This is a genomic window from Collinsella aerofaciens (assembly GCF_039758815.1).
Lineage (GTDB): Bacteria > Actinomycetota > Coriobacteriia > Coriobacteriales > Coriobacteriaceae > Collinsella > Collinsella aerofaciens_BP.
This window is the reverse complement of sequence record NZ_JBDMSK010000003.1, coordinates 67,630-89,802: the sequence shown is the minus strand read 5'-3', so window position 1 is coordinate 89,802 and position 22,173 is coordinate 67,630. Positions and strand designations below refer to the sequence as shown.

16 protein-coding genes are annotated in these 22,173 nt (G+C 61.2%); 5 read left to right on the top strand and 11 right to left on the bottom strand.

Features of this window, described 5'->3' with window-relative positions; all coding sequences use genetic code 11:
• Positions 1-13: 13 nt before the first annotated feature.
• Positions 14-2,791 carry an FAD-dependent oxidoreductase gene (locus ABHT90_RS03420; protein ID WP_346981627.1) on the bottom strand — a complete coding sequence of 926 codons (2,778 nt, stop codon included), beginning with the start codon at positions 2,789-2,791 and terminating at the stop codon, positions 14-16.
• Positions 2,792-2,979: 188 nt separating this feature from the next.
• On the opposite strand from ABHT90_RS03420, the gene ABHT90_RS03415 reads away from it, so the two are divergent.
• From ABHT90_RS03415 to ABHT90_RS03405, 3 genes are all read left to right on the top strand, one after another.
• A complete protein-coding gene (locus ABHT90_RS03415; protein ID WP_138340865.1) occupies positions 2,980-3,642 on the top strand; it encodes a TetR/AcrR family transcriptional regulator in 663 nt (220 codons plus the stop codon).
• Between the two features lie 63 nt (positions 3,643-3,705).
• On the top strand, positions 3,706-4,713 hold the full coding sequence (locus ABHT90_RS03410) for a DUF5692 family protein (RefSeq protein ID WP_346981625.1): 1,008 nt from the start codon (positions 3,706-3,708) through the stop codon (positions 4,711-4,713).
• Positions 4,714-4,946: 233 nt separating this feature from the next.
• Complete coding sequence (locus ABHT90_RS03405) at positions 4,947-6,443, top strand: hypothetical protein (RefSeq protein ID WP_346981624.1); 1,497 nt, start codon at positions 4,947-4,949, stop codon at positions 6,441-6,443.
• A gap of 73 nt (positions 6,444-6,516) precedes the next feature.
• Here the strand turns inward: ABHT90_RS03405 and ABHT90_RS03400 are convergent, their stop codons facing one another.
• The 3 genes from ABHT90_RS03400 to clpB form a co-directional block, all read right to left on the bottom strand.
• Positions 6,517-7,869: an ATP-binding protein gene (locus ABHT90_RS03400; RefSeq protein ID WP_346981623.1), complete on the bottom strand. Its 1,353-nt coding sequence runs from the start codon at positions 7,867-7,869 to the stop codon at positions 6,517-6,519.
• Between the two features lie 309 nt (positions 7,870-8,178).
• Positions 8,179-8,382, bottom strand: coding sequence for a hypothetical protein (locus tag ABHT90_RS03395; protein ID WP_346981622.1), 204 nt, complete (start codon positions 8,380-8,382; stop codon positions 8,179-8,181).
• 132 nt (positions 8,383-8,514) lie between these two features.
• Positions 8,515-11,142: an ATP-dependent chaperone ClpB gene (gene clpB / locus ABHT90_RS03390; RefSeq protein ID WP_346981620.1), complete on the bottom strand. Its 2,628-nt coding sequence runs from the start codon at positions 11,140-11,142 to the stop codon at positions 8,515-8,517.
• Between the two features lie 604 nt (positions 11,143-11,746).
• Between clpB and ABHT90_RS03385 the strand changes: the two genes are divergently transcribed.
• Positions 11,747-12,394, top strand: coding sequence for a hypothetical protein (locus ABHT90_RS03385; protein ID WP_161115195.1), 648 nt, complete (start codon positions 11,747-11,749; stop codon positions 12,392-12,394).
• 405 nt (positions 12,395-12,799) lie between these two features.
• Here ABHT90_RS03385 and ABHT90_RS03380 read toward each other — a convergent pair whose 3' ends face one another.
• The 5 genes from ABHT90_RS03380 to dnaK all read right to left on the bottom strand — a co-directional run bounded on the left by ABHT90_RS03380 (position 12,800) and on the right by dnaK (position 19,799).
• Positions 12,800-15,100 (bottom strand): hydratase, encoded by a 2,301-nt coding sequence (locus ABHT90_RS03380; RefSeq protein WP_346981619.1) that lies wholly within the window; start codon positions 15,098-15,100, stop codon positions 12,800-12,802.
• A gap of 398 nt (positions 15,101-15,498) precedes the next feature.
• Positions 15,499-15,915: a heat shock protein transcriptional repressor HspR gene (locus ABHT90_RS03375; RefSeq protein WP_006235210.1), complete on the bottom strand. Its 417-nt coding sequence runs from the start codon at positions 15,913-15,915 to the stop codon at positions 15,499-15,501.
• Positions 15,916-15,987: 72 nt separating this feature from the next.
• A complete protein-coding gene (locus ABHT90_RS03370; RefSeq protein WP_346981617.1) occupies positions 15,988-16,953 on the bottom strand; it encodes a DnaJ C-terminal domain-containing protein in 966 nt (321 codons plus the stop codon).
• 108 nt (positions 16,954-17,061) lie between these two features.
• Positions 17,062-17,904 (bottom strand): nucleotide exchange factor GrpE, encoded by an 843-nt coding sequence (locus tag ABHT90_RS03365; protein ID WP_195239827.1) that lies wholly within the window; start codon positions 17,902-17,904, stop codon positions 17,062-17,064.
• Between the two features lie 2 nt (positions 17,905-17,906).
• A complete protein-coding gene (gene dnaK / locus ABHT90_RS03360; protein WP_006235214.1) occupies positions 17,907-19,799 on the bottom strand; it encodes a molecular chaperone DnaK in 1,893 nt (630 codons plus the stop codon).
• Positions 19,800-20,342: 543 nt separating this feature from the next.
• Between dnaK and ABHT90_RS03355 the strand changes: the two genes are divergently transcribed.
• Complete coding sequence (locus ABHT90_RS03355; RefSeq protein ID WP_118080210.1) at positions 20,343-20,528, top strand: DUF362 domain-containing protein; 186 nt, start codon at positions 20,343-20,345, stop codon at positions 20,526-20,528.
• Between the two features lie 238 nt (positions 20,529-20,766).
• Here ABHT90_RS03355 and ABHT90_RS03350 read toward each other — a convergent pair whose 3' ends face one another.
• Both ABHT90_RS03350 and nadC read right to left on the bottom strand, forming a co-directional pair.
• Entirely contained in the window at positions 20,767-21,312 is a 546-nt protein-coding gene (locus ABHT90_RS03350; RefSeq protein ID WP_346981615.1) for a transcription repressor NadR, read from the bottom strand.
• On the bottom strand, positions 21,312-22,172 hold the full coding sequence (nadC, locus tag ABHT90_RS03345; RefSeq protein ID WP_006235218.1) for a carboxylating nicotinate-nucleotide diphosphorylase: 861 nt from the start codon (positions 22,170-22,172) through the stop codon (positions 21,312-21,314). Before nadC ends, ABHT90_RS03350 begins: the two co-directional genes overlap by 1 nt.
• Position 22,173: the final 1 nt, after the last annotated feature.

Below are 22,173 nucleotides of genomic sequence, written 5' to 3'. Positions count from 1 at the left end.
CCGTTATGACTACTTACTTGCGACCGAACTTAATCTTGATGGCACGCTTGAGCGCGTACTTGCCGAGGCTTGGGAGCTTTTGCTCGTATTTGACCATCGTTGAGCACTCGGGGCGGTCGCGATCCAGATGGATGGCGTCGAACGCGCACTTGGTGGTGCACAGGCCGCAGCCGATGCACTTGTTGGGGTCGACGATCGAGGCACCGCAACCCAGGCAACGGGCGGTCTCGGCGCGCACCTGCTCTGCGGTAAAGGTCTCGACGTACTCGCTAAACGGCGCGGCCTTCTCGCGCTCGCGGTCAACGTGGGCAACCTCGCGGCTCGCGTTGTCGTAGCCCTCGAGCACAACGTCGTCGCGGTCGAGCGCGGTGTAGCGGCGCTGGTTGCGGCCGATGGTGAGCGTGGAGCCCGGCTGCACAAAGCGGTGGATGGACACGGCGGCCTCGTGACCGGCAGCGATGGCGTCGATGGCAAAGCTCGGACCGGTGTAGACGTCGCCGCCCACAAAGATGTCGGGCTCGGCGGTCTGGTAGGTCTGGGGATCGGCAAGGGCACCCTGGCCACGACCAAGCTCCACTTTGGAGCCAGCCAGCAGGTCGCCCCACACAATGGACTGGCCAATCGACATGACCACGCGGTCGGCATCGACACGACGCAGATCGTTCTCATCGTACTCGGGCGCAAAACGGCCCTCGTCGTCAAAGACGCGCGTGCAGCGCTTAAAGGTGATGCCACATACGCGACCGGACTCGTCCAGGTGAACCTCCTTGGGACCCCAACCACAGCTGATGTGCGCGCCGTCCTCGATGGCCTCGCGACGCTCTTCCTCGCTGGCGGGCATCTGGGCCTCGCTCTCCAGGCAGAACATCTCGACGTGCTCGGAGCCCAGACGGCAGGCGTTGCGGGCCACGTCGATGGCCACGTTGCCGCCGCCCACCACGATGGTGCGGCCGGGCAGCGCGTCGATCTTGCCGCTGTTGACCTCGCGCAAGAAGTCGACGGCCACGGTCACGTCCTCGGCATCCTCGCCCGGAATACCGGCAAGGCGGCCGCCCTGGCAGCCGATGGCAACATAAAAGGCCTTAAAGCCCTGCTCGCGCAGCTCATCGAGCGTCACATCGCGACCGACCTCCACGCCATAGCGGAACTCGGCACCCATCAGGCGAATAACCTCGACCTCGGCCTCGATAACGTCCTTCTGCAGCTTAAAGCTGGGAATGCCGTAGGTAAGCATGCCGCCCGGGCGCTCGTTCTTCTCGAACACGACGGGCTTGTAGCCCTTCTCGGCCAGGTAGAAAGCGCAGGACAGGCCGGCCGGACCGGCACCGATAATGGCGATCTTCTGGTCGAAGCCGCCAGCGCGCGTCGGCGTCACCACGGGCGGGACATAGCGGGTCGCGGCATCCAGATCGCGCTGGGCGATGAACTTCTTGACCTCGTCGATGGCCACGGCGGCGTCCACACGGCCGCGGGTGCAGGCATCCTCGCAGCGGCGATTGCACACACGGCCGCAGATAGCGGGCAGAGGGTTCTCGCGCTTAATGAGTGCTAGGGCCTCGTCATAGCGGCCCTGCGCCGCGAGCTTCAGATAGCCCTGAACGGCAACGTGCGCGGGGCAGGCCGTCTTGCAGGGCGCGGTGCCGGACTCGTGCGTCTCGATGCGGTTGTCGTTGCGGTAGTTGGGCGACCACCTGGTGTGGTCCCACTTGGTGGCATCGGGCAACTCCTGGCGCGGATACTCGGGCACCTGTCCGCCCGCCTTCTTGCTGCAGAGCTTTTGGCCCAGCTTGGCGGCGCCGGCCGGACACACCTCAACGCAGCGACCGCAGGCCACGCACTTATCCTTCTCGACCTTGGCGACATAGGCCGAGCGCGACAGGTTGGGCGTGTTGAACAGCTGCGAGGTGCGCAGGGCGTAGCACACGTTGACGTTGCAGTTGCAGATGGCGAAGATCTTGTTCTCGCCGTCGATGTTGGTGATCTGGTGCACAAAGCCGTTGTCCTCGGCCTGGCGCAGGATGTCGTAAACCTCGTCGCGGGTCACGTAATGGCCACGATCGGTCTCGACCACGTAGTCGGCCATATCGCCCACGGCGATGCACCAATCGGCCGGGTCGTCGGCGCAGCCCTCGCGCATCACGCGACGGCTTGCGCGGCAGCTGCAGGTGCTAGCGGCATATTTGCCATCATATTTGTCGAGCCAGTGCTCGATATGCTCAATAGGCACCGAGGTGCTCGCGGCGTCGATGGCCTTCTCGACCGGAATGACGTGCATGCCGATGCCGGCGCCTCCGGGCGGCACCATCGGCGTAGCCTTGGACAGCGGGCCTTTGGATGCCTGCTCAAAGAACTTGGCGTAGACCGGGTGCTCTTCGAGCTGGCTCACGCGCATGTTGAGGAACTCGGCAGAGCCCGGCACCAGCATGGGCAGCACCCACTGCTTGGCGCGCTCGGGGTTTTCCCAGTTGTACTCGAGCAGACCCGTGTAGCTCATGTCGTCGAGCATCTTCTCGATATCGGCCTCGGGCATGCCGGTGAGCTTGGCCATCTCGGGCAGCGTATAGGGACGGCGCATCTTCATCTTGCAGAGCACTTCGGCCTGCTCGTCGGTCGCGGCCTCGGCAAACGACCAGTACTCGTAGCCCAACAGCTCGTCGCGATGCAGCAGACGGTTGGTGCAGTGCTCGCACAGCTTGACGATGGCCTCGCGCGGATGCTCCGGCAGCGGCGGCACGAACTCCGAACCGATGTCGGGCTCGGTGTAGCTAATCCCCGGTCCGTTGAGAATCATGGTTGTCCCTTCTCTTGCCACAGCCCGACGAGGCCGCAGCGCCCCTCTTTTTTTGCAGGCCGGGCATGCCCCATGCCGTTCACCCGCCATTGTTGACATTGTGTCAAAAATAGTATTGACGAACCGTCAACAATATTCAAGACTGTTAGGCGAACGGTCAGGCAAAAGAGGATGAAAGGCGGCAAAACATGGGCAACAACACAGCAGGTACCTCTGTGGTCGATGCCGTCCCCGCATCCGATAGCGCGGCAAAGCGCCTGACGGGCGACGAACGCCGTCGCGAGATCCTCGATGCCGTGCGCACCGTAAGCTCCGAGCTGGGCGTGTCCCACCTATCGGTATCGGCCGTGACCAAGCGAGCCGGCTGCACGCGTTCATTGTTCTACCATTACTTCGCCGACATGGACGCCGCCGTCACCGCTGTTATGGACGAGGCGATCGACGGCTTTATCTCCGAACTCGAGCGGTGGAACGCCGACCGCACCGTCGGTGATATCGAGGGCGCGCTCGACACCGTCGCCCCGCTCTTTAAGCGCCTGGTCGCCAGCGGCCACGAGCTGCCGAGCACGCTTACCTCGAGCAGCGGCGCGCTCTACGGCGGCTTTTTGCACAACGTGGTCCAGCGCGTGGCGCAGTATATCTGCGACACCACCGTAGTGGATTTTGTCGCCCATCATGAGCTACGCATCGACCATGTCTACGAGACGTTCTACACCCTCATCATGGGTCTTTTGATGTATATCCGCACGCACCCCGATGTGCCCGACGAAACGGTCAAGGAAATCATCGCCTCGACACTCCACATCGAGGGCTATACCGCCAAGTATCCGGAGCGCAAGCCCCAGAACTGACGACATTTGGCCAAACTGCCCGCGATCAGAAGAGGGGCCGCGGGCGTGTGAAAGGAGAGCAGCATGCTGTTCGATGTTTGGGGTAGCGATACCCTTATCCACTGGGCCGGCTGGGCCATGGTCTTTATTGGCCTGATCGTGCTCAACGAGGTCGGCCGCCGCACTAAGCTGGGCGCGGCAATCATCTTTGGCGTGGCTCCGCTGGCCATGACCATCTACTGCGTCGCCATCGCCGTGGGCGTTTCGCAGGGTGCCGAGTGGGCGCTCACCAACCCCACCCATGTGTACCAGAACAGCTGGTTCCACTACGCCAAGGTATACGCTGCGCTGGCCGGTTGCTGGGGCTTCATTGCCATTAAGTACCAGTGGGGAAAGATCGGCAAGGCGCATTGGTTCCGTGCGTGGCCGTTTGTGATCGTCGCCATCAACATCATGATTGCCGTCGTGTCCGACTTCGAGAGCGCCTACCACTTCTTTGTCCTGGGCGAGTCCACCTGGGTCACCTCCGAAGGTGCTACGCAGCTGGCCGGCTGGAACAACGTGTTCAACGGCATCGCCGGTATCATCAACATCTTCTGCATGACCGGTTGGTGGAGCGTCTACGCCTCCGAGGATCAAACCGACATGCTGTGGCCCGACATGACCTGGGTCTACATCATCGCCTACGACATCTGGAACTTCTGCTACACCTACAACTGCCTGCCCACCCATTCCTGGTTCTGCGGCTTTGCGCTGCTGTTGGCGCCCACCGTCGCCGCCTTTATCTGGAACAAGGGCGGCTGGATCCAGAACCGCGCCTTTACGCTGGCCATTTGGTGCATGTTTGCCCAGGTGTTCCCGTACTTCCAGGAGGAGTCCGTCTTTGTGACCCACTCCACGCTCGACCCCGGCGCCGCTACCGCGGTCTCGATCGCCGCACTGATCGCCAACGTCGCCGCGATCATCTACATCGCCTACCGCGCCAAAAAGCTCGGCCGCAATCCCTACAAGCAGGATGTCTTTGAGGGCACCAGCGATTGGGAGAAGGCTACCGCTCGCCGCGCCAAGGTGGATTACGCACACGCCGAGTAACGCGCCTGGCGCAGACATCGCTTGAGCACGAAGCAGCATAGCCGGCTCCGCGCAACTCAACGCATTGTAGAGCCCCCGGAATGTGATTCGTTCGCGTTCCGGGGGCCTTTTGCCGCCGCGAGGATGCGGCCGAACGATGCGCTCGAGTTAAATCGGATCTTATATTTCGCACGCGCTTTATATGGCTCCATTTTTGGGTACAGTGTTGTCCCGATATTGAGCTTGGGGGATATATGAAAGATGAGACGATGGGCCAAGAGGATGCGGCCCAAGATGCAGAAGCTTGCGCTGAGGCCTTGGAGAGCTTAGACCGGATTTCACTCGATGAGATTGCGTTTGACGATTCGGGCGTTGATGTGCAGGATGAGCCGGAAACCGAGGCGCAATCCGATGATCAGGATGCAGGCGACGTTGAGCCTGCCGAGGATGAGGCAGATCACGAAGACACCGAAAGCGAGGCCGGCAACCAGCCCGAATCCGACACGGGCGAGGAAACCGTCTTGCTCGACAGCTTACCGGCCGAGGATTCGCTGACCCGCGAGCTTCCTGGCCTGGGTTCCGCACCAGCCGTGGACGAGACCATCGCCATGGGCGATATTCCCCTACCATCCGTTCCCTCGGCACGCGAGGCCGAGGTTCGCCATCGCAAGATGTCGCCCAAGCGCCGCAACCTGATGGTTGCCGGCGTTGTGGCCGTCGCGCTCGTCGCCGGCGGCGCAGGCTATGCTGCCTGGAACGGATATCAGCAAGAGCAGGCTGCCACTGTCGCCGCCAATGCCCACACGATGATGTCAGTGCAGATTGGCGTGCAGGCCGCGGGCCTCGACTGTTCCACTGGCTCAAAGATCCCCGTGCAGGTGAGTGGCCAGGACTCCGACGGCTCTTCTGTGAGCGAAACACTCTACGTTGACGAGCACGGCCGCGGCATCAAACTGCTGCCCGGCGATTACACGCTCTCCATCGCCGCCTCCCCCATCGCGGCCGACGGCACCATCTATACCGTCCCGACCACCAAGACGCAGGTCACCGTTAAGAGCGATGGACAGGATTTAAGTGCCCAGGCCACCTTTAAGCTCAAGGTGCCTTCGGCCGACACGGTGACTGACGACCAGATCGATGCCGCCGCCAAGTATGCCGAGGAGGGCGGTGCGAGCTCCGCCGCGGCTGCCAAAGTGCTCCAGCAGGCAGCAACCGCGCGGCGCGACGCCGCCGTCAATGCCGTGAGCGCGCAAAAGGCACAGGCGTCCCGTGATGCTGACGCTCGCCACAAGGCAACCGACCTCTACCAGCTCGATATTCCCGTCGAGTGGTACGGCAAGGTCGCAACTTGGCAAAACGGAAGCACGCTATGCATCTATCTGGGCGACGACGCCAATACGCCGCTCGTGACGCTCGTTGCGGTGCGCGAGGGCGAGAGCTTTACGCCCGATGAAGGCGATACGGTTTTGGGCGCGGCCAATCTAGGCAACGGTTATACCGTCTACGCCAGCGGCCCCGTCTATCCGTACGTGGTGCCCCAGACTATCAACGGGCGCACCCAGGATCCAGTGTCGACCTACCCCATGGACACGGCCATTGAGCTTGTCGAGCTGACGACCGGCAACCGCTATACGTATAGCCAGATCAAGAACGACCTGGTGGGTAAAGACGGCAAGGCCGATGGTGCCACTAAGCTCGAAACCGACTACCTCGCGCAGATCCTGCTGCCGAGTATCAAAGCCCAGGACTAGCCTGGCGCAGCAAGGTGCTCCCCAACCGTGATGAAGGAGCCAGGAGGTCCTGACCCCACAGGCCCATAGATGATTAGGCAAGGAGCCACTTCCATGCGGGCATAACGTGTACCACACCGTGCTCGCATGGAATATCGGTCTGTTCATCCATGGTAACGATTGCCGACTCGCCAAGATCAAACTGGGCCATCGAGGCATCAAGCGCGGCAATTTCGCGCTCGCGCGTTTTCTCACTTGCCATATCCGCACTCACCTGAATCAGGCTATAAGCCCGCATGAGAAGCGCGTCCCCAGCCACAAAGTCTACCTCATGGCTTTTGCTCTTCTCTTTGATTAGCAGGCGGCAGACCGAGCCGGTCCTCACCGCGGGAGTCCTTCTTCTTAGCGCATTGAACACTGCGGTCTCGAGCCTCTGGCCCTGGTCCAATGCCGATGCGGGAGAGAATGCTCCAAACATCGCAGGGTCGACAGCGTAGACCTTAGACGCAGACCGCATGTTATTTGCCAGTGAACGCGTGAACTCCGGCACAGAAAATAACAGGTAGGCGTCCTCATAATACTCAAGTAAATCGCTGAGCGAATTACGACTGACGGGTATCTGTCTGCTCTTGAACTCGTTGTACACTTTGTTCACTGACAGCTCTCGTCCCGAAGATGCCATACACCGCGTCAAGAACAGCGATGCCAGGCGAGGGTTCTTGACGTCGTACCGTTCAACGACGTCCATGGCGACCGTTCGCGAAGCATATTCCTGTAGCAGCTGAATCGCGTCTGCAGGCGTCTGCTCAAGTGTCGCGATGAATCCCCCTCGTTCAAGATACCCGATCAGATGATGTCGAAGCAGCGCTGCATCGCTCGGGGAAAAGGTCGCATCTGGCTCGAAAACGTTCCCCGTCTTATATCGAACGTATTCCGAAAAACTCAACGGAAAAAGCTCCCGTATAAGAGAACGACCCCTGAACTCGCTCTTAAGCTCTGAGGACAGCATCTTAGAAGAAGATCCCGTCACATAGACGGTCGCTTTCTCCGTATCGACTACACGACGCAGAAACGCACCCCATTCGGGAATTTCTTGGATCTCGTCAAAGAAAATGTAAGCGCCCTCGATTCGAGCAACAGGATACAGCGCATAGAACGTGTCGAGCACGTCCGCCAGCAGCGATGGCTCATACGGGCGCAAGCGCTCATCCTCAAAATTGAAGTAAAGCATCCGGTCAAGCTTGACGCCCCGGCACTGAAGCCGCTGCATCTCCTGATACAGGCGATACGTCTTTCCACAACGGCGGGCCCCCACAATCACATTTACGATGTTGTCGCGCTTTGGCTCCTGTGGGTTTCCTAGATCAAGGTCTCGCTCAAAGACCTGCGGAACCCCCTGCTGTTCAAAGTCCTTTATTTTCTGGGCGATCAAGTCGTTGAATGCCATGATTCTCCAATCTTGCTCTCTAGCTAATCAAAATTATAGCGATTCTTGATTAATTAGAGAGCAAGATTGTGTGTAGCTTGATTAACACTTAAGCAAGTTTATCACCGTTATTGCTCCGAAGGATATCGAGTGGCTAAGAGGACAACCGAGCTCGAATGCGACTCCCCGAGCAGTCAATTTGGGACGGGGCTTTTTTGACTACCCTCCCCCTGTAGAAAAATCCCTAACGCAGTTGCGGTGAAATAGGGACTGTTTTTGCTGGTCAAACCGCAAAACAGTCCCTATTTCACCGCAACTTATTGGTGGCACTTAGCGCCACGGATCGGCTTCGAACATCGGCTCGCGCTCGGGGCGTCGGTCGCTGTAGGGGTCGTAACCGTCATCGTCCTCGTTCTCGGCACGGATATAGGGGTCGCGCGGCTTGGGCGCCGGTTTGGGAGAAGCCTTCGGTGCGACCGGCGCGGCGGGCGCTGCCTCAGCCGCCGGTGCGTGCGTCTTGATCTCGTCTTTCATCTGCATAGCTCCTTGCATCGCATCCGTTCAACATCATCTATTGTCGCACGAAAAAGGGCGGCGGACCCAATTGGATCCGCCGCCCTTGGCGTTTAGAGACGACTGGCAGATTTTAAGGCATGTCCCAAAAATCTACTCGGCGTCGGGGACCTCGTAGGTGGCCGCCGGCGTGTTGTCGCACACGACGGTAAAGCCGCCGTCCTTGTCGACATCGACCGTCACCTGATCGCCCTCGCGCACCGTGCCGTCGATGATAGCGGCAGCAATGGCATCCACGACCTCGCGCTGGACCAGGCGCTTGAGCGGACGGGCGCCGAACACGGGGTCCAGGCCACCCACGGCGAGCATCTGCTTGGCCGCCGGGGTGATGGCAAGCGTCATGCGCTCCTTGGCCAGGCGTGCGCGAACGTCGGCAAGCTGGATGTCGACAATCTTCTCGATCTGCGCCATGCCGAGCGGATGGAACACCACGATATCGTCGATACGGTTGAGGAACTCGGGGCGGAAGGTCTGAGCCATGGCGGCGTCGACCTGATGGCGCATCTCCTCCTCGTCCTTACCGGACAGATCGGCGATGGCCTTGGAGCCCACGTTGGACGTCATGATGATAATCGTGTTCTTGAAGGACACCTGGCGACCCTGGCCATCGGTCAGACGGCCGTCGTCGAGCACCTGCAGCAGCACGTTGAAGACATCTGGATGGGCCTTCTCCATCTCGTCGAGCAAGATCACGGAGTACGGACGACGGCGCACGGCCTCAGTGAGCTGGCCGCCCTCGTCGTAACCCACGTATCCCGGGGGCGCACCGATCAGACGCTGGACGCTGAACTTCTCCATGTACTCGGACATGTCGATACGCACGAGCGCGCGCTCGTCGTCGAACAGGCACTCGGCAAGTGCCTTGGCGAGCTCGGTCTTGCCCACGCCGGTGGGGCCCAGGAAGAAGAAGCTGCCGATGGGCTTGTCCGGATCGGAGAGGCCCGCACGGCTGCGGCGCACAGCCGCGGCGACGGCGGAGACGGCCTCGTCCTGGCCGATGACGCGCTTATGCAGCTCACCCTCCAGGCCCTTCAGCTTGTCGAGCTCGCCCTGCATCATCTTGGACACGGGCACGCCGGTCCAGGCACTCACGACCTCGGCGATCTCATCGGAGGTCACCTGCTCGTTGAGACCCTCGCCGTCCTTCTGCTTTTGTGCCTCGAGCGCAGCCTCGGAATCCTGAATCTGCTGCTGCAGACCCGGAATCACGGAGTAGCGCAGCTCGGACGCACGGCCCAGGTCGCCGTTGCGCGTCGCGCGCTCCTCTTCGCTTCTGGCCTCGTCGAGCTGTCCCTTAAGCTCCTGCACGTGGTCGATGGCGTTCTTCTGGTTGAGCCAGCCGGCCTTTTGCACGTTGAGCTTTTCTTGGACCTCGGCGATCTCTTGGCGCAGGGCCTCCAGACGCTCCTTGGAGGCGTCGTCGGTCTCCTTCATGAGCGCCTGCTCCTCGATCTGCAGCTGGGTGAGCTGACGCGTGGTGGCGTCAATCTCGACCGGCATGCTGTCGAGTTCCATGCGCAGGCGGCTTGCGGCCTCATCGACCAGGTCGATGGCCTTGTCTGGCAGAAAGCGGTCGGCGATATAGCGATCGGAGAGGTCAGCGGCGGCCACGAGCGCGCTATCGGTGATGTGCACACCGTGGAAGATCTCGTACTTCTCCTTGAGGCCACGCAGGATCGAGATGGTGTCCTCGACGGTAGGCTCGCTCACCATAACGGTCTGGAAACGACGGGCGAGCGCCGCGTCCTTCTCGATGTACTTGCGGTACTCGTCGAGTGTGGTCGCGCCGATCGCATGCAGGTCGCCACGGGCGAGCGCCGGCTTGAGGATATTACCGGCGTCCATGGAGCCCTCGGTGGCACCCGCGCCCACGATGGTGTGGAGCTCATCGATGAACAGGATGACCTTGCCTTCGGACTTCTGTACCTCCTTGAGCACAGCCTTCAAGCGGTCCTCGAACTCGCCGCGGTACTTAGCGCCGGCGACCAGCGCGCTCATGTCGAGCTCGATAAGGTCGCGGTCGCGCAGGGTACTCGGCACGTCGCCGGCCACGATACGCTGGGCGATGCCCTCGACGATGGCCGTCTTGCCGACACCCGGCTCGCCGATGAGCACGGGGTTGTTCTTGGTGCGGCGGGACAGGACCTGAATGGTGCGACGGATCTCGTCGGTACGGCCAATGACCGGGTCGAGCTTGCCGGCACGGGCAAGGTCGCAGATATTGCGGCCGTACTGTTCCAGCGCCTCAAACTGGGTCTTGTCCTCGGCGGACGTCACGCGGTCATCGCCGCGCAGCTCCTCGTAGACCTGCTCGATGCGCTCCTTGGTGACGCCGGCGTCGCGCAGCACACGGCCCGCCTCGCCCTTGTCCTCGGCAAGCGCCATCAGCAGATGCTCGGTCACCACAAAGCTGTCGCCCATCTTGGTGGCCTTCTTCTCGGCCTTCTCGATGACGCGAACGAGCTCGTTGGACAGGCCCATCTGCTGGCCCTCGCCCGAAACCTTGGGCGCGCGGTCGATGGCGTCCTGTGTGGAGCGTGCGAGCTGAGCCGGGTCGGCACCGATGTGCTCGATAATCACGGAGATATTGCGCTCGCCGGCACCGAGCAGGGCAGACAGCAGATGAATCGGCTCCACCGCGCCAGCCTGCGCGTCGGCAGCCGTGCTCATGGCGGTCTGCAACGCCTCGCGCGACGTCATTGCTAGCTTATCGATTCTCATGGAATCACCTCTCTTGGGGCGGCCGCCCTACGGGGCGGCTTCACGTTGTTCGAGAAGTATTGTTGCCAGCTTTGTACGATCTTATACATAAATCTAAGTCTCTATATATAAGATTTTATGAGTGATTAAGAGATAAGGGCAGGCCCGCTCACCCGCTGCGGCCTCGTCCCCTCACTATCTCAATCTGTAACATCTATCGACCGTTTCCGGCTCCAGATGTTACGGATCGAGACGAATTGTTCAGCGGCGCCCGTTTGTCTCAATCTGTAACATCTAGTCGGCAAATAGGGCTCTATCTGTTACAAATCGAGACGAACAGAAGACACCTGAATCGAAAATCTAAATCTGTAACACCAAGCCCACTTTTAGCGGCCAAGATGTTACAAATCGAGATTTAGTGAGAAGAGTATCGCTCAAAACTCGTGGACTCAATTATTGACCTCTCGCCCAGAATGAGTGGGGCAAATATTCCTATTAGAGGTCAAATCGAAACCCAATAGGGCCTTTTCACCCCGTCATTTCGATCGATCGCTTTCTTTTGAATATTGTCGTAAGCTGGTATCACTTATCTTAATGAATGCATACTGTTTGCGAGGTACCCGCCGTGAAACGCTCCACCTATATCGGCCTGCTCGTCTTAGCGTTTGCGATTACCGCAGTCGGCGTAGGAATTATCTATCTCGCATTTCTCCCCGCCTCTGCGACGCAGGCGGCGGTTGAGACCGTAAGCTATCCCATCGAGGTCCTCACCGATATCGTCAAACCCGATTCGATCACCGTCGATTTTGACGGTACGCCCGCAGCGCTTGGGGTCAGCAACTATCCCCGTATCGAACTTGGGGCCAGGCGCTACACCAAAGATGAGCAGCTTATCGGCAAGGCAACCAGTTTACTCAAAGGCAAGACGTTTAAGCGGTGGTACGGTGCCGCAACATATCGAGCCAAGAACGGCCAAATGGTTGGCGGGTATTATTCGACCCTTGAGCTCGATGCGGCAAACGGGAGCAAATTGTGCAACGTCTCATACGACCCCGGCTGCGTGGACAATGAAGGACCGGGGGTCTATATCTCGGATGGCGACGTAATCTACGTCATGGAGGGCGACCAGACGGCAGTCGTCGATTTTATGGATCGGTGTACCGAGGATGCCTACGAACAAACCTGCGAGCCCGATCCGCAGACAGCGCGCAACAGTGGCTCGGCACGCACTTGGCTATTTGACGATGAAATAACCTGGACCCCATCGAAATAAGGTCCCGCCGGGCAGGCACCTTTGTGGTGGTTTCGGCTCCGATGTTCCACTGTCTCGATCTGTAACATCTAGCGGCCCTTTTCGATCCTAGATGTTACAGATTGAGATGAAATGATCGGCGGCGATCGTTTGTCTCAATCTGTAACAACCGCTCGTCAAATAGGGCCCAGATGTTACAGGTCGAGACAAACGGGACCACCACAAAGGTGCCTGTCCCCTTTGTGGTGGTTCTCGACAAAAAGAAGCCGCCCCGATAACAGAGGCGGCATCAAGCAAGCCTATTTATTAGCGTCCCTCAAGACCCAACGAAAACGTCGCGATAGCCCCTGCCACACCTTTCCCTCGGGCGACCCTCGCGAAGCGCGTGAGCACGAGGGAAAGGTGTGGCAGGGGCGTACAGCAGAGTTACTCGGCAGCGGCCTTGAACTTGTTGTAGTTGATCAGGCAGCCAGCCTTGACGATGGCACGCTCCTCTGCCGTCATATCGGCAATGTAGAGCTCAATCTGCTCGACCGCACCATCGGCGCGCACCACGTAGGCGGCGATGCCCTTCAGGTCGCCATCGAGCGCGGCGCGGATACCCGGCACAAAGACGTAGTCGCCCACCTCAAAGCTGGGCTCGGCCTCCATCTGGAAGGGCACCATGCCCCAGTTCATCACATTGGAGCGATAGCGCTTGGTGGCGTACTCGTGGACGATGTTGGCCAGACCGCCAATTACGCGCTGGCAGCTCGCGGCCTGCTCGCGGGCAGAACCGTCACCGGGCTTCTTGGCATAGAGCATGGAGCCGTACTCAGTCGCCTTGGCATCGGCCGCGACACCCGCGCCGGTCAGCGCCTCAAACACACCGGCAAGCTCGGCATCGAGTGCCGCCAGGTCGCCTGCTGTTTCGCCGGCAACGCGGCGCTTTTCCACCGCGTCAACCTCCTTGGAGCGGCCCACGTAGGCCGGATCACGACGGCTCAGCGTAAACTCTGCCAGGCCCAGCGGATTGGAGCGGAAGGAGCTCGTCTCGCCCGAAGGAATGAGCTCGTCAGTCGTGGTGACCGGGTCCATGATCTTGGAGCACACCTTGAGCAGGATATCGTCGCCGAGAGGCTCCATCGCGGGCCACGGCTTGATGTTGGGGCCTTCGACCAGCTCGTCGGCCGGCTCAGCCTTGCCAAAGCCCCAGTACACGCGCTTCTTGTACGGCGCGTCGTCAAAGGTGTACTCGCAGGCCTCGTCCCAAGTCTCCTCGGGCAGGTCGGTCGCCGGCGTCAGGACGCCGCCGTTGGCAGCCGTCGCCGCAATGGAGCGGGCGTCCATCAGGGCCACGGCGCTCAGCTGACCGTTGCCCGGCTTGGAACCCTCGCGATTGGGGAAGTTGCGCGTGGTGTGGCGGATCGAAAGGCCGTTGTTGGCAGGCGTGTCGCCGGCGCCGAAGCACGGGCCGCAGAATGCCGTGCGCACAATCGCGCCGGCCTCCATAAGGTCGTAGATGTAGCCGCGGCGTGTAAGCTCGAGCGCCACGGGCTGGCTCGTGGGATAGACCGACAGCGAAAACTCGCCGCAGCCGGTGTTGGCGCCCTTAAGCACGCGGGCAGCCTGGACCACGGAGTCGTAGTTGCCGCCCGAGCAGCCGGCGATGACGCCCTGCTGCACGTGCAGCTTGCCGTCGACGATCTTGTCGAGCAGGCTAAAGTGCGTCTTACCCTCGCCGATCTTGGCGGCCTCGAGCTCGACCTCATGCAGGATGTCCTCGAGGTTCTCGTTGAGCTCGTCAATCTCAAAGCCGTTAGAAGGATGGAACGGCAGCGCGATCATGGGCTTGATGCTCGACAGGTCGACCTCGACGCAGCCGTCGTAGTAGGCGACATCGGCGGGCTTGAGCTCGCGGTAGTCGTCGCCGCGGCCGTGCATGGTCAAAAACGCGCGCGTGTCCTCGTCGGTGGCCCAGATGCTCGACAGGCAGGTGGTCTCGGTGGTCATGACGTCGACGCCGTTGCGATAATCGGTCGTCATGCTCGCAATGCCGGGGCCCACGAACTCCATGACCCTGTTCTTAACGTAACCCTTGGCAAAGACGGCGCGGATGATGGCGAGCGCCACATCGTGTGGGCCAACGCCGGGGCGCGGGGCGCCCGTGAGGTAGATGGCAACGACGCCGGGATAGGCAACGTCGTAGGTGTCGCGCAGCAGCTGCTTTGCCAGCTCGCCACCGCCCTCGCCCACGGCCATGGTGCCCAGAGCGCCGTAGCGGGTGTGCGAGTCGGAGCCCAGGATCATCTTGCCACAGCCGGCGAAGTTCTCACGCATAAAGGAGTGGATGACGGCGATGTGCGGCGGGACGAAGATGCCGCCGTACTTCTTGGCCGCGGAAAGGCCAAAGACGTGGTCGTCCTCATTGATGGTGCCTCCCACGGCGCACAGCGAGTTATGGCAGTTGGTGAGCACGTAGGGCAGCGGGAACTGCTCCATGCCCGAGGCGCGCGCCGTCTGGATGATGCCAACGAAGGTGATGTCGTGGCTCGCCATGGCGTCAAAGCGAATCTTGAGTGCCTCGGGGTCACCCGACGTGTTATGTGCCTGGAGGATCGAATACGCGATGGTGCCGCGCTTGGCATCCTCGGGCGTCTGCGTAATACCGCGCTCGGCAGCCTCGGCCGCAGGCACAACCTCGCTGCCGCCGCGCAGGTAGATGCCGTCCTCGTACAGCTTGACCATACTGTCTCCCACTCTGCCCAAAAGATTTGGGCGCATAGCATACATTCGTTCAATATCGTGCCATAGAACGGTTGCGAGTGGGTTACGAATCTACACGTTCACTTTATCTCGGTAAAGTACAGGACGAGTCCGGCGAGGGCCTGCAGATTTAGTGCAAGAGTGTCCCTTTCGACTAGTCATTTAAGAACGTCCCCAATGACTACCAACGACTACCGCATCCGGAGCAAGGCAACGCCGCAGGTAGAGGACGGACAGCAAGCGACGTCCAGGGCGAACAAGTTGGCATGAAAAAGGCAAGGCATAGACCTTCTGGTCATGCCTTGCCTTTTGAATGACAAATTGTCGCCCTGGGCGGCGCGCAGCGTCGGCCCGTTACGCGGGTTGGTAAACCCGCGTAACTACAAATCCCCGCCTGCGCCCAGCAGCTTGCGCATGACCTGTTCGGGGTTAACCGAGCCGTCGCGCGGGGCCAGGGCGGTGATCTTCTTCTGCATCTTGTACTCGTGCAGCTCGTCCTCGAGCTGGCGCACGCGAGCACGGAGCTTTTCGTTCTCGCGCTCGCGCTCCTCGGCACGCTCCTTCATGTCGAGGATGCGCACCACGCCGGCAAGGTTGATGCCCTCGTCGGTCAGTTGGTTGATGAGCTCCAGGCGCTCGATATCGGCGCGCGAATACAGACGCGTGTTGCCGCCCGAGCGCTGGGGGTTCACCAGGCCCTTGGACTCGTAGACGCGCAGAGTCTGCGGATGCATGCCGGTCAGCTCGGCCGCCACGCTGATCATGTACAGCGGTTTGTTCCTATTGTCCTCGGCCATGCTACCTGACCCCTTTCCGTCTCGTTATCGTCCATCATAAGCCCGCGAGCGCGGGCGTGCGCCACGACCGCCCTAGTACGTCGCCTTGTAACGATTGACCTTCTCGCGATAGTCGCGCGTGTCGGCCTCGCGCAGCCTGGTCATGGCATCGCGCTCGTCATCAGACAGGTTCGTGGGAACCTGCACCTTGATCTCGACGAGCAGCGCGCCCGTACGGCCACGGTGCTTAACGTCGGGCGCGCCCATCTCTTTAAAGCGGAATTTCTTGCCCGTCTGGGTACCCGCGGGCACCTTCAGACGAACAGTCGCACCGCCGGGCGTGGGCACGTCCACCGTGCAGCCGAGCGCCGCCTCATAGACCGAGACCGGTACCTCCATGGTCACGTCGGCACCTTTGCGCTTAAACAGCGGATGCTCCTCCACGTGCGTGGTCACGACCAGGTCGCCGCGCTCGCCGCCGGCAACGCCGTACTCGCCGCGACGCTTGTAGCGTAGCTTGCCGCCGTCGACCGCGCCCGCGGGAACCGAGACCGTAATGGTCTGCTGCTCGCCCGTCGAGGGAATGCGATAGGTGACCTTGTGCGTCACGCCGCGAAACGCGTCCTCGGCCGTCACATCGACGGTCAGCGACAAGTCGCCGCCCTTGCGCGCGCGGCTGCGACCCGCGCCGGCACCGGCATTACCTGCAGCCCCGGCAAAGCCCGAGCCCCAGTCGCTGCCCCAGGCGCCGTTGCCGCTAAAGATGCTGTCGAAGATATCGCCCCAGCCGCTGGCGCCCGCGCCGGCACCGTAGCCGCCACCATACGCGCCGCCCGCGCCCGGCATGCCGCCAAACATGAGCATCTGGTCGTACTCTTTGCGCTTCTTCTCGTCCGAAAGCGTTTCGTAGGCCTCGCTGATCTCCTTGAACTTGGCCTCGTCGCCGCCGGCATCGGGGTGATATTTTTGCGCGAGCTTGCGAAACGCGCTCTTAATCTCTTTGTCGGAGGCGCTCTTGGATACGCCCAGGATGTCATAGAAGGTTTTGCCTGCAGCCATCGTAGCTCCTCTCCTGTTACGTCCGCCGCCCATGCAGACGACGGCTCATGCTGTCATATGGCACTAGGCCAGAAAGGGCCCCGGGTGTTGCCCCGGGGCCCTTCTCAATTACTCCTCGGTGCTCTCGGCCGTGTCGGCCGTAGCATCCTCGGGTGCCGCTTCGGGCTCCGGTGCGGGGCGCTTCTCGCCACCGTAGGTCACCGTCACCATCGCGGAACGCAGGATGCGATCCGCCATGCGGTAGCCCTTCTGGTACACGTCGTTGACGGTCTCGTCGTACTGCGATGCGTCCTCGACGCGACCCACAGCCTGGTGCTCGAGCGGATCGAACGCCTCGCCCTTGGGGTCGATGGGCTCAACGCCCTCATGCGCAAACACGTCGAGCAGCTTGGCATGTACCGCGTCAACGCCATCGACGAACTGCTTAAAGTCGTCGGAAATCTCTTGACTGCGGGCATGGTCGATCGCGCGCTCGATATCGTCAATCACCGGCAACAGCGCGGTGACAAGCTTCTCGGTCGCGCGCTCGCGCTCGGCGATGCGCTCGTTGGCAGTGCGGCGACGGAAGTTCTCCCAGTCGGCCTGCAGACGAGCGGTGCGCTCGGTAGCGTCCTTCGCCTTGTCCTCGGCGGCCTTCTGAGCCTCTGCCGCAGCATCGAGCTCATTGCGCACGTCGGCAAGCTCCTTTTGGGCCTGCTCGAACTTGAGCTTAAAGTCGTTGTCGGCGGCTTCCTCACCGGCGCGGATAGCGGCTTCCACCATCTCGTCCTCGGTCATCGTCGCCTCCTTGTTGGAATCCTCTACCTGGTTCTCGGCAGCCTCGGCGGCCGGGGCCTCATTGACCTCGGTATCGTCTGCGGCCTCTACGGGAATCTTCACGTCCTTCTCCTCAGAGTCAACGGGGGCGGCGCCAGCGGCGGCCGCCTCCGTGCGAGCTTTACGGGCGGACATGATTACTTGTCCTCGTCGTCCACAACCTCGTAGTCGGCGTCGACAACGTCATCGTCGGCAGGCTGGGCACCGGCGGCACCGTCGGTCTGCTGCTGTGCGTCGGCGTAGACAACCTGGGCCAGCTCGTAGGCCACAGACTGCAGGGACTCGCCGGCGGCCTTGATGGCCTCGACGTCAGAGCCCTCGAGCGCCTTCTTGGCGTCGGCGATAGCGGCCTCGGCCTTGGACTTCACGTCGGCGGAAACCTTGTCGCCCAGCTCGTTGAGGGTCTGCTCGGTGGAGTAGCACAGGCTGTCGGTCTGGTTGCGGACCTCGACCTCTTCCTTCTGCTTCTTGTCCTCCTCGGCATGAGCCTCGGCGTCCTTGACCATACGATCGACTTCGTCGTCGGACAGTGCGGTGGAGCCGGAAATGGTGATCTGCTGCTCCTTGCCGGTGCCCTTGTCCTTAGCGGAGACCTTGACGATGCCGTTGGCGTCGATGTCGAAGGTGACCTCGATCTGCGGCACGCCGCGGCGGGCAGCCGGGATGCCGGTCAGCTGGAACTTACCGAGCGACTTATTGTCGCGGGCAAGCTCGCGCTCGCCTTGGAGCACGTTGATCTCGACGCTGGTCTGGTTGTCGGCAGCGGTGGAGTAAACCTCGGTCTTGGAGGTCGGGATCGTGGTGTTGCGGTCGATCATCTTGGTCATGATGCCGCCCATGGTCTCGACGCCCAGCGACAGCGGGGTAACGTCGAGCAGCAGGATGCCCTCGACGTCGCCGGTGAGCACGCCGCCCTGGACGGCAGCGCCGTCGGCAACGACCTCGTCGGGGTTCACGGACATGTTGGGCTGCTTGCCGGTCATGGTCTTGACGAGCTCCTGGACGGCGGGCATACGGGTGGAGCCGCCGACGAGGATGACCTCGGTCAGATCGGAGAGCTTAAGCTTGGCGTCGCGCAGGGCGTTGGTGACAGGCTGCTTGCAGCGCTCGAGCAGGTCGCGAGTGATCTTCTCGAACTCGGCGCGGGTCAGCGTGTAGTTGAGGTGCAGCGGGCCGGACTGGTTCATGGTGATGAACGGCAGGTTGATGGTGGTCTGCTGGGCGGCGGAGAGCTCCTTCTTGGCGTTCTCGGCGGCCTCCTTCAGACGCTGCAGGGCCATGGGGTCCTGACGCAGGTCGACACCGTTCTCCTGCTGGAACTTATCGGCCATCCAGTCGATGACGCGCTGATCCCAGTCGTCGCCGCCCAGGTGGTTGTCGCCCGAGGTGGACAGAACCTCAAATACGCCGTCGGCGAGGTCGAGGATGGAGACGTCGAAGGTGCCGCCGCCCAGGTCGAAGACCAGGATGCGCTGGTCGGTGCCCTGCTTGTCCAGGCCATAGGCAAGAGCAGCAGCGGTCGGCTCGTTGACGATACGCTTGACGTTGAGGCCGGCGATCTTACCGGCGTCCTTGGTGGCCTGACGCTGGGCGTCGTTGAAGTAGGCCGGGACGGTGATGACGGCGTCGGTGACGGTCTCGCCCAGATACTTCTCGGCGTCGGCCTTCATCTTTGCGAGCGTCATGGCGCTCACCTGCTCGGCGGTGTAATCCTTGCCCTCGATGTCGACGACGGCACGGCCGCCCTGGCCCTCCTTGACCTCGTACGGCACGGTCTTGATCTCAGAGGTGCACTCGGAGTACTTGCGGCCCATGAAGCGCTTGATGGAGAACACGGTGTTCTTGGGGTTGGTGACAGCCTGGTTCTTAGCGGCCTTACCCACGACGCGGTCACCGTCGGCACGGAAGCCCACGACGGACGGGGTGGTGCGATCGCCCTCGGCGTTCACGATGATGGTCGGAGAACCGCCCTCGAGAACGGCCATTGCGGAGTTAGTAGTACCAAGGTCGATACCAAGAATCTTGCCCATTAGAAATTCCCTCTCTCTTGTGCGTTTGCACCGACTCGGCGGTCTGCCGCACGGTGTTTCGGCTTGTCTTTCAGGATGTAGTGTATCCCCTTATGGGCCGGAATATACAAAATCTAAGTCAATTCATATAAGATTTCTTATTGCCGAGAGTTTAGGTTCGCAAATGCGCAGGTAGACGCACTGTTTGAGTTCTCGACAAATCTATTGAGATCTATGTAGAGATGGCTGAGGTTTGGGCCGGAGCCACACGGAGTGGTCTTGGGGCTACCCCGAGGAAGGCGTGACCCGTTTTGAGCGTCGATTCCGGGACACGCTTTCCAAAAGTTCGCTCAATCGCTCATTATTACGAGTCACCTTTAGCTAACATTTACGCAGCTCAACGGCCCCACCTGCACGTTTTTTAGTAAACCTTGGCATACTCGGCGAACGGTATGAAGATGCCGGCCAGAGGGTATTGCAAGCAGTCGCTCCCGTGGTATCTTTTTGCCCGAATCAAACCGGCGCGCATCGTCTGTAGCGTCGGTCAACAGAGAGGAAACTACCATGGCTCATCCCGTAATTGATGCCGACGAGTGCATCGCTTGTGGCGTTTGCGTCGACACCTGCCCCGCTGGCGTTCTGGAGCTCCAGGACGTCGCCACCGTCGCTGACGAGGACTCCTGCGTCGCCTGTGGCGCTTGCCAGGACGCTTGCCCCGCTGGCGCGATCACCGAGATCGTCGAGGAGTAACAACTCCCCCACTTGCACACTCAAAAGTACACCGTGCACAAAAAAGGAGGCCTCCGCATCGCCGCGGAGGCCTCCTTTTTGTGCGGATAGCTAATTTAGCACCGCCGCAGGTTGAGCTCACGTCAGCGAAAACGCCCCTAAGCGAGCAAGGTGACGTGAAAGAGGAGGGAAGCGTACTTTGGGTACGCGACCGACGATTGAACGTCAGATTGCCGCTTAGGGACGTTTGCAGCGTCGGCTACGATAGGTCATCTTCGTAGGGCATTAGATCCGCCAAGTAGCCTTTTTCCTTGAGCATGGCCTCGATCTCGTCGAGGGTCTGTTCGTCCTCCGCCGCAATGCGATGGAAGTGATAGCCGCTCGTCACCGTTAGCAGCGGAAAGCTCTTGCCGCTCTCGATATCGCGCAGATAGCGCTCGACATCGCGGCGGTTGCGGATGTCCAGGTCGGCCGTGATCTTGCCGTACACACGATGGTTGACGATCACGTTGAGCACGGCGCCACCCGCGTCGACGATACTCGTAAGCTCGTCGCCCGCCTGCTCCACGCTGTGGCGCACCTTAACAAGACGCGTGGGCACGGCGGGGCTACTCGCGGCTTCCTGCAGCACGTAGCCGCGGTTGGTCGCCACGATATCGTGCCCGTCGGCGCGCAGCAGAGCGATGTCTTGCACGACAATCTGGCGGCTCACACCCACCTCGCGGGCAAGTGCGCTGCCCGAAACGGGCTCCTTGGCTTCCTCGAGCACGCCCATGATGGCACGGCGACGCTCGCGGGCGTCCATTATTTACCGTCCAACAGACGCAGGTGCTTGAGCGAGAGGTCGAGAATCGGCGCAGAGTGAGTCAGCGCCCCCGAGCTAATAAAGTCAACGCCCAGGTCGGCGAGCGCGCGGATATTGCTGGCGTCCACGTTGCCCGAGCACTCGGTCTTGGCGCGGCCGGCGATAAGCTCAATCGCGGCAGCCATATCGTCGTGGGTCATGTTGTCGAACATGATGATGTCGGCGCCGGCCTCCACAGCCTCGCGCACCATGTCCAGGTTCTCGCACTCGATCTCGACCGTCGTGGTAAACGATGCGTGGGCGCGTGCCATCTCGATCGCACGCGTCACGCCGCCGGCGGCATCGATGTGGTTGTCCTTGAGCATGACAGCCGTCGACAGGTTATAGCGGTGGTTGCTGCCACCGCCGATCTCGACTGCAGCCTTCTCGAAGACACGCATGCCCGGCGTGGTCTTGCGCGTGTCGACAAGCACGGTCTTGGTGCCCTCGAGCGCAGCTGCCATCCGATGCGTGTAAGTAGCGATGCCGCTCATGCGCTGCAGGTAGTTGAGCGCCACGCGCTCGCCCGAAAGCAGTACGCGCGCATCGCCGCGCACCTGGCCCACGTGGTCGCCGGCGTGCACCTCGTCACCATCGGCAACATCAAACAGCACCGAGCTCTGCGAATCCAGCAGCTCAAAGGTGCGGGCAAACACATCCAAGCCGGCGATGATGCCATCGGCCTTGGCGATAAGCTCCACCGTGGCGGGACGCGCCGTGGGGCACACGCTCGCCGTGCTCACGTCCTCAAAGGTAATGTCCTCGCGCAGAGCCTGCAGAATCAAATCATCGACGACGAGCTTCATGGTAATGGGATTCATG

Coding starts and splice junctions, on each gene's coding strand:
- ABHT90_RS03400 (WP_346981623.1), bottom strand. CDS start 7,869: ATGGCATTCAACGACTTGATCGCCCAGAAAATAAAGGACTTTGAACAG.
- ABHT90_RS03380 (WP_346981619.1), bottom strand. CDS start 15,100: ATGGTCAAGCTGTACGAGGACGGCATCTACCTGCGCGGCGGCAGCGAG.
- dnaK (WP_006235214.1), bottom strand. CDS start 19,799: ATGGGCAAGATTCTTGGTATCGACCTTGGTACTACTAACTCCGCAATG.
- clpB (WP_346981620.1), bottom strand. CDS start 11,142: ATGAGAATCGATAAGCTAGCAATGACGTCGCGCGAGGCGTTGCAGACC.
- ABHT90_RS03355 (WP_118080210.1), top strand. CDS start 20,343: ATGGCTCATCCCGTAATTGATGCCGACGAGTGCATCGCTTGTGGCGTT.
- ABHT90_RS03365 (WP_195239827.1), bottom strand. CDS start 17,904: ATGTCCGCCCGTAAAGCTCGCACGGAGGCGGCCGCCGCTGGCGCCGCC.
- ABHT90_RS03405 (WP_346981624.1), top strand. CDS start 4,947: ATGAAAGATGAGACGATGGGCCAAGAGGATGCGGCCCAAGATGCAGAA.
- ABHT90_RS03420 (WP_346981627.1), bottom strand. CDS start 2,791: ATGATTCTCAACGGACCGGGGATTAGCTACACCGAGCCCGACATCGGT.
- ABHT90_RS03370 (WP_346981617.1), bottom strand. CDS start 16,953: ATGGCTGCAGGCAAAACCTTCTATGACATCCTGGGCGTATCCAAGAGC.
- nadC (WP_006235218.1), bottom strand. CDS start 22,172: ATGAATCCCATTACCATGAAGCTCGTCGTCGATGATTTGATTCTGCAG.
- ABHT90_RS03350 (WP_346981615.1), bottom strand. CDS start 21,312: ATGGACGCCCGCGAGCGTCGCCGTGCCATCATGGGCGTGCTCGAGGAA.
- ABHT90_RS03415 (WP_138340865.1), top strand. CDS start 2,980: ATGGGCAACAACACAGCAGGTACCTCTGTGGTCGATGCCGTCCCCGCA.
- ABHT90_RS03410 (WP_346981625.1), top strand. CDS start 3,706: ATGCTGTTCGATGTTTGGGGTAGCGATACCCTTATCCACTGGGCCGGC.
- ABHT90_RS03375 (WP_006235210.1), bottom strand. CDS start 15,915: ATGGCCGAGGACAATAGGAACAAACCGCTGTACATGATCAGCGTGGCG.
- ABHT90_RS03395 (WP_346981622.1), bottom strand. CDS start 8,382: ATGAAAGACGAGATCAAGACGCACGCACCGGCGGCTGAGGCAGCGCCC.